Raw genomic sequence first — 6,363 nt, forward strand, 5'->3', positions numbered from 1 at the left:
GAGTTCGGGATAAAAGGCGTGCGGGTTGCGCTTACTTCGCGCGCACCCAGTCGCAGAATTCCTGCGTGATCAGTTGTTCGTAGATCTGTTCGTCGCTGACGTCGAGCGATTCGAGATGCAGGAAGCCGACGTTCGGCATCTCGCCCGCGACTTCCGCGAGGAAGCCGAATTCACTCGGATCGCCGACGCCGACGAGCGACCAATACAGCGGGTAGTGCTGCGACTCGGCGAGCAGCTGGCGCACGCGCTTGCGGTCGTTCTTCGGGTTCTGGCCGTCGGTGACGAACAGCACCCATGCAGGCAGATGGCCGTTCACCGGCGCGGCGGCGGCCGGCGCGGGCGTCTCGTCCGCTCCGCCGAACAGCCGGCTCAGGAAGCCGCGCTTCTCTTCGCGCTTCGGCGACGGCTCCGGCGCGCGGAAGAAGAAGTCGACGATGTCGTTCATCACCGGCGCGTACTGCGTGCCGCCCCACTTGTCGATCCGCGCTTCGAGCACGTGATCGGAGATGTACGAGCCGTAGTTGTCCGGCGTCGCGGTCGGCAGGCGGTTGTAGCCTTCGGTGAAGGTCCACGTATCGACTTCGCCGTTGTCGTCGAACTTCAATGCGATGCCGAGAATCCGGTCGTGCGTGTCCTGGATCACGCCCGACTGGTACAGCGGCTTCGCCGAGCCGGAGATGTCGAGCGCCGCGCCGACGCGCACGACGGGCGGCTTCAGGATCTGGCGTTTTTCGAGGACGATCGCGACCTTCGCCGCGCGTTTCTCAAGCGTAATCATGCGGTGTTCTCTCGGTTCTTTCAGTTGTGCTTCGGAGCGAATCGGGTGATCAGGTCCTGTTCGAGCTGGCGCAGGCGCGGCGCGTCCTGCTCGCGCTGGCGGCGGCCGTCGGCGATGATCTGCGTGATGTCGTCGAATGCGCCGAACAGCTGCTGCTGCGCGTATTCGAACGTGTCGGTCGAGATCACCGGGCGCTGGCCGAGCTTCGCGACTTCCTGCGCGTTCTGGCGGTTCAGGTCGGCCTGCGCGCGGATCGCCTCGTCGGCCGCGTCGTACGTCGCATTGGCGAGCGCCGCCGCGCGCTTCGTGCTGAGCTGCTCGAGGTAGAGCGCGAACGCGTTGGTCCACGCGGGGATCAGCACGGTCTTGATCGTCATGAACTTCGACGTCAGCGTGCGTTTCTGGTCCTGCTCCATCCGGATCTGCGGCGCGAGCTGCTTCGACATCAGCATCGCGCGGTCGAGGTCGTCGAGCTTGCTTTCGAGCGCGTCGACCTTGCGCTTCACGTCGAGCAGGCGCTGTGCGGCGAACGCGTCGTCCACCGGCTGCTGGCCGGCCGAGAGATGCGCACGCAGCGCCGCGAGCGCCGTCTCGCCGTGCGCCTTCGACTGCGCGAGCTCCTGGTGCAGCGCGTAGTTGTCGTTGTACATCCGCTCGAGCTCGTCGATGCCGGCCTTCTGGCGCTGCGCATGGTTCTCGAGCTCGACGACGAGCGTGTCCATCCGCTTGCTCACCGACTCGTATTGCGACAGCAGCTTCTCCTTGGTCGAGCGGAACAGCCGCGTGACCTGCGTGAGCAGGCCGCCCTTGTCGGCGCCGCGCGGGTCGAGCCCCTTCGCGGTCGCGATCAGTTCGTTGAGCTTGTCGCCGAACTGGTCGGCGTCCGACGCGCGGACGCTGGCGAGAATCTGCTGGGAGAAGGCCGCGATCCGCGTGCCCTGCGTCGCGCCGAGCTGGTCGATCTCGTCGACGGTGATCAGGCGGACGTTCTCCGCCGCGCGCGCTGCCGGCATGGCGACGGCGGCGGCAGGCACGACGACGGGTGACGAAGACGGGGTGAAAGGACGATCGCTGACCGCATCGGAGTTCTTGTCGTCGAATAGCGGCTTCATGTGGCTACCACGTTTCCTTTTCTGCTTTCTGCTGCGTGTTGTCATGCGCGCGAAGCGCGCATCCGCGATTGCCGTCGTGCTCTCTCACGGGCGGCAGACGGACAATAAATGGCTCGAGCGCCTTGCGTCAAGGGAAGGAATTCTTTCAATTGCCATTCATTTTGTAATGTGATGGATCGAAGTGAAACCCGACCGTCGCCGTTCCTGCCGCGATGCAGGTGGGCCATGCAGGATTCAGACACGTCGAAACTTACATGTCTGATCAATACGAAAGAGAAATGAAACCGCGTGTTCTGGCGGGTTTCCGACGGCGTACATGCGTGGGCGGGACGCACGTAAATGCCGGTCGCATGTTATCGAGGCTGCACGTGTTTCATCCCGAGCCGAGGCAGGATGAACGGAACCGATCGGTCACGAATCGTGAAATCCCACCGTCCGTCGATGCCCACGAACGTCGCGCTGAAATGCCGGTCGTCGGCCCACGTCATGTCGTCCAGATGGCACGACGTGTACATCGCACCGACCGTGCGCCGCGCGAGTGCCTTCAGCGGATCCTTCGACGCGAGCGTGAACGTGACGGCCTCCTCGAACAGGCAGTCGTAGTCGGTGACGAGCAGATAGGCGTCCGGCGTCTCGAACTGGCCGAGCAGTACATAGCCGGAAACGGTGAGGCCGCAACGTTCGCCGTTCACGCGCGCATGCGTGCGCGACGGCCACGTTTCATACGGACCGTCGTGCGTTTCGAGCGTGAAGCGCTCGATCGGCTTCATCGCCGGGCCGGTTGGCGACGGGTATGTTCCCGAAGCATCACTGCGTCAGTTCGCGGCCTTGCGATACAGCGCGACGTAGCCCGCGAGCATCAACAGCAGCGCCCCGCTGACCCGGTTCAGCCACCTCTCCCCCGCGGCCTTCCACACGCGCACCGAATGCACGCCGAGCAGTGCATAGCCGGTCATCCCGACGACGTCGATCGCAACGATCGTCGCCGCGAGGATCGCGTACTGCGGCGCGATCGCGTGCGACCGGTCGACGAACTGCGGCAGCAGCGCGGACATGAACAGGTAGTACTTCGGGTTGCTCATCGCGACGAAAAAGCTCTTCAGGAACGCGGTCCGGCGATCGGGCGTCGCGTGATCGAGCGCCTGCGCAGCGGCGGAGCCGCCGGACGACAGCAGCATCCGCACGCCGACATAGGCAAGCCATGCCGCGCCGGCCAGCTTCAGCGTGACGAATGCCGTTTCCGACGCGTCGAGCAGCATCCCGAGGCCGCACCCGACCAGCGCAACGAGCACGACATCGGCCGTGACGGCACCCAGCATGCCGACCATCGCGTGACGCAATCCGTACCGCGAGCCGTTGCTCATCGCGAGCAACACGGTCGGACCGGGCGTCGCGACGCCGACGCACAGGATCAGGGCAAAAGCGAGCAAGGCGGACAGCGACATGGCGTGGCGCTCCTGTTGAATGCAGGGCTGGAAAATACAGGTGGACGGAGGATGATCGCACGACGGCGAGACCGCCCGTTCGACGGTCGTCTGGCGGGCCGCCGACCTCGCGACCCGTCCGATTTACATGGATCGCCGGACGGAGTGGCGGATTGCCGCCAGAGTTTGCTATACTCTCGGTCTTCCGGAGAGATGGATGAGTGGTTTAAGTCGCACGCCTGGAAAGCGTGTATAGGTTAATCGCCTATCGGGGGTTCGAATCCCCCTCTCTCCGCCAGAATGCATGAAGCCCCTTGATCCCCCGGATTAAGGGGCTTTTCTTTTTACCGCGCCGTCACGCGCCGCGTCCTCCCGCGGCGCCCCGCGTCACGGATGCCGGATGTAATCCACCAGCGCCCGCGTATATTCATCCGGCTTCCGGTCAAACAGACTCACCACGATCGCCACCGCGAACCCCGCCGGCACCCCGAACACCCCCGAACTGATCGGCTCGATCCCGAACCACGTGCGGCCCGCGAACCCCGTCAACTGCGTGAAGTACGGATAGGTCGACACGATGTAGTACACGCACACCGCCAACCCCGTCACCATCCCGGCAATCGCGCCACGCGTCGTCGTGCGCTTCCAGAACACGCCGAGCACGAGCACCGGAAAGAAGCTCGAGGCCGCCAGCGAGAACGCGGCGCCGACGAGAAACAGGATCTTCCCGGTATTGAGCGACGCGACATACGACGCGAACAGCGCGACCCCGAGCAGCAGCACCTTCGAGATCGTCACGCGCCGCTGGCTCGACGCATCGGGCGCGACCATGCAGTAGTAAACGTCGTGCGACAGCGCGTTCGCGATCGTCAGCAGCAACCCGTCCGCGGTCGACAGCGCCGCGGCGAGCGCACCGGCCGCGATCAGTCCCGACACGACATACGGCAGCCCGGCGATCTCCGGCGCAGCCAGCACGACCATGTCCGGCTGCATCTGTATTTCCGACCAGTGCACGATGCCGTCGCGAATCACCTCGACGACGCTGATCAGGTCGGGTTCGAAGTGATGCCATTGCGTGACCCACGCCGGCAATTCGGCGAACGGGCGCCCGACGAGGTTCGCGAGGATCTCGTACTTGATCAGCACCGCGAGCACCGGCACGCTCAGGTAGAACAGCGCGATGAAGAACAAGGTCCACCCGACCGAGCGACGCGCCGACGCGACCGACGTGGTCGTGTTGTAGCGCGTCAGGATATGCGGCAGGCTCGCCGTACCCAACGAAAGGCACAGCAGCAGCGCAAGGAAATTCCGCTCGCGCGGCTTGCGTTCGTCGTCGCTCGCAGCGGGAAACGGCTCGTGCATCGGCACGGGCGGCTCGGCCCGGGCCAACAGATCGTCACGGATCTGCGTCCACGCGACACGCGCCGCCGCCGGATCGCGCGGGAAATCGGCCAGCTCGCGCTCGCGCTGGCTGATCTCGCGCAGCGGCCCGTTGTGGCGCCGCAGGTCGGCAAGCTGGTCGACGAGATGCCGGCGCGCATCCGCATAGGACGCCGGCAGCCAGTCGAGCCGCGTCTGGATATCCGCCGCTTGCCGGCGGTATGCGTCGCGCACCTGCTGCTCGTCGAACGCATCGCGCACCTGCGCCTCGCGCGCCGCGACGCGCTCCATCAGCTTGCCGTAATTGAACTGCGGCACGGGGCCGAGCCCGTTCTTCATCGCGATCAGCGACACCGGGATCAGGATCGCGCTGATCAGGATGATGTACTGCGCGACCTGGGTCCACGTGACCGCGCGCATTCCGCCGAGGAACGAGCACACGAGAATGCCCGCGAGCCCGCAGAAGATCCCGATCGCGAAATCGACGCCGATGAAGCGTGTCGCGATCAGGCCGATCCCCTGGATCTGCGCGACCAGGTACACGAACGAACACAGGATCGCCGCGCCGGCCGCCAGCGCGCGCACGGCCGTGCTCGAAAAGCGCGTACCGAGAAAATCGGGAATCGTGTAACGCGCGAGCTTGCGCACATACGGCGCGAGCAGGAACGCGACGAGGCAGAACCCGCCCGTCCAGCCCATCACGTAGGCGAGCGCATCGTAGCCGGTCGCGTAGAGCGATCCGGCCAGGCCGATGAACGATGCGGCCGACAGCCAGTCGGCCGCGGTCGCCATCCCGTTGAAGGCAGACGGTACGCGCCGCCCAGCTACGTAGTATTCGACGAGATCGGACGTGCGCGACAGCAGCCCGATCACCGCATACACGGCAATCGGCACGAACAGGAACACGTAGCCGATCCAGACGCCGGAGCCGGTGGCCCGCTCGATCCGCCACATCAGCAGCACGAACCCGAGGAACCCGAGCGTGTAGAGCGCATAGGCGCGGATCAGTCGGCGCGTCAGCATGAATCAGCGCCCGCCGTTCGCAAGGCCGGCGCGTGCCGCATGGTCGTCGTACGCACGGCGCAGCGTGCGGTCCGCGCGCTGCATCAGCCCGATGTAGACGACGATCAGAACGAGATACACGAGAATCGCGCCCTGCGCGCCGACGTAGAACGGCAGGCTGAACCCGGCGAAGCGAATACCCGCGAGCGCGGGTGCGAAGAACGGCACGATGAACGACACCGAAAAGCCGATCACCATCAGCACCGCGATCAGCGCGACGTTGAAGCGCCAGTAGCGCGCATGGGCACGGGCGAGCGGCTCGGGAACGGGCGGTGGCGCGGCAGGCGCGGGACGGGTCGGAGCGGTCATGCCGTTATGTAACAAAAAGCCCCTGCTCGGGCAATCGGGATTGCCGCGCAGGGGCTCGTGCGCGTGATGCGCAACCGGTACGATCAGCGCACTTCGGCGAGCTGCTCGAGGATGGCCGGGTTCTCGAGCGTGGACGTGTCCTGCGTGATCGCCTCGCCCTTCGCGAGCGAGCGCAGCAGGCGCCGCATGATCTTGCCCGAGCGCGTCTTCGGCAGGTTGTCGCCGAAGCGGATGTCCTTCGGCTTCGCAATCGGCCCGATCTGCTTGCCGACCCAGTCGCGCAGCGTCTTCGCCAGCG

6 protein-coding genes, 1 tRNA gene and 1 pseudogene are annotated in these 6,363 nt (G+C 65.5%); 1 reads left to right on the plus strand and 7 read right to left on the minus strand.

Features of this window, described 5'->3' with window-relative positions; translation table 11 throughout:
- Positions 1-31 precede the first annotated feature (31 nt).
- From C5O79_RS13495 to C5O79_RS13510, 4 genes are all read right to left on the minus strand, one after another.
- Positions 32-778 carry a VWA domain-containing protein gene (locus C5O79_RS13495; protein WP_046546111.1) on the minus strand — a complete coding sequence of 249 codons (747 nt, stop codon included), beginning with the start codon at positions 776-778 and terminating at the stop codon, positions 32-34.
- Between the two features lie 20 nt (positions 779-798).
- Positions 799-1,890 carry a toxic anion resistance protein gene (locus tag C5O79_RS13500; protein WP_122474188.1) on the minus strand — a complete coding sequence of 364 codons (1,092 nt, stop codon included), beginning with the start codon at positions 1,888-1,890 and terminating at the stop codon, positions 799-801.
- Positions 1,891-2,243: 353 nt separating this feature from the next.
- Positions 2,244-2,660 carry a hypothetical protein gene (locus C5O79_RS13505; RefSeq protein ID WP_122474189.1) on the minus strand — a complete coding sequence of 139 codons (417 nt, stop codon included), beginning with the start codon at positions 2,658-2,660 and terminating at the stop codon, positions 2,244-2,246.
- 45 nt (positions 2,661-2,705) lie between these two features.
- Positions 2,706-3,335 carry a LysE family translocator gene (locus C5O79_RS13510; protein WP_122474190.1) on the minus strand — a complete coding sequence of 210 codons (630 nt, stop codon included), beginning with the start codon at positions 3,333-3,335 and terminating at the stop codon, positions 2,706-2,708.
- Between the two features lie 186 nt (positions 3,336-3,521).
- Between C5O79_RS13510 and C5O79_RS13515 the strand changes: the two genes are divergently transcribed.
- Positions 3,522-3,612 (plus strand) — tRNA-Ser (locus tag C5O79_RS13515).
- An 89-nt stretch (positions 3,613-3,701) separates the two neighbouring features.
- Here the strand turns inward: C5O79_RS13515 and C5O79_RS13520 are convergent.
- The 3 genes and pseudogenes from C5O79_RS13520 to C5O79_RS13530 all read right to left on the minus strand — a co-directional run.
- Positions 3,702-5,717 (minus strand): sodium:solute symporter family protein, encoded by a 2,016-nt coding sequence (locus C5O79_RS13520; protein ID WP_122474191.1) that lies wholly within the window; start codon positions 5,715-5,717, stop codon positions 3,702-3,704.
- A gap of 3 nt (positions 5,718-5,720) precedes the next feature.
- Positions 5,721-6,065 carry a DUF4212 domain-containing protein gene (locus C5O79_RS13525; RefSeq protein ID WP_122474192.1) on the minus strand — a complete coding sequence of 115 codons (345 nt, stop codon included), beginning with the start codon at positions 6,063-6,065 and terminating at the stop codon, positions 5,721-5,723.
- A gap of 83 nt (positions 6,066-6,148) precedes the next feature.
- A pseudogene (locus tag C5O79_RS13530) lies at positions 6,149-6,363 on the minus strand (acetyl-coenzyme A synthetase); the annotation flags it as partial.

Origin of the sequence: Burkholderia sp. SRS-25 (genome assembly GCF_004343765.1) — a bacterium.
Taxonomy (GTDB): domain Bacteria; phylum Pseudomonadota; class Gammaproteobacteria; order Burkholderiales; family Burkholderiaceae; genus Burkholderia; species Burkholderia contaminans.

Bases quoted from the DNA above. Each gene is read 5' to 3' on its own strand.
- C5O79_RS13505 (WP_122474189.1), bottom strand. From the start codon at position 2,660: ATGAAGCCGATCGAGCGCTTCACGCTCGAAACGCACGACGGTCCGTAT.
- C5O79_RS13520 (WP_122474191.1), bottom strand. From the start codon at position 5,717: ATGCTGACGCGCCGACTGATCCGCGCCTATGCGCTCTACACGCTCGGG.
- C5O79_RS13525 (WP_122474192.1), bottom strand. From the start codon at position 6,065: ATGACCGCTCCGACCCGTCCCGCGCCTGCCGCGCCACCGCCCGTTCCC.
- C5O79_RS13500 (WP_122474188.1), bottom strand. From the start codon at position 1,890: ATGAAGCCGCTATTCGACGACAAGAACTCCGATGCGGTCAGCGATCGT.
- C5O79_RS13495 (WP_046546111.1), bottom strand. From the start codon at position 778: ATGATTACGCTTGAGAAACGCGCGGCGAAGGTCGCGATCGTCCTCGAA.
- C5O79_RS13510 (WP_122474190.1), bottom strand. From the start codon at position 3,335: ATGTCGCTGTCCGCCTTGCTCGCTTTTGCCCTGATCCTGTGCGTCGGC.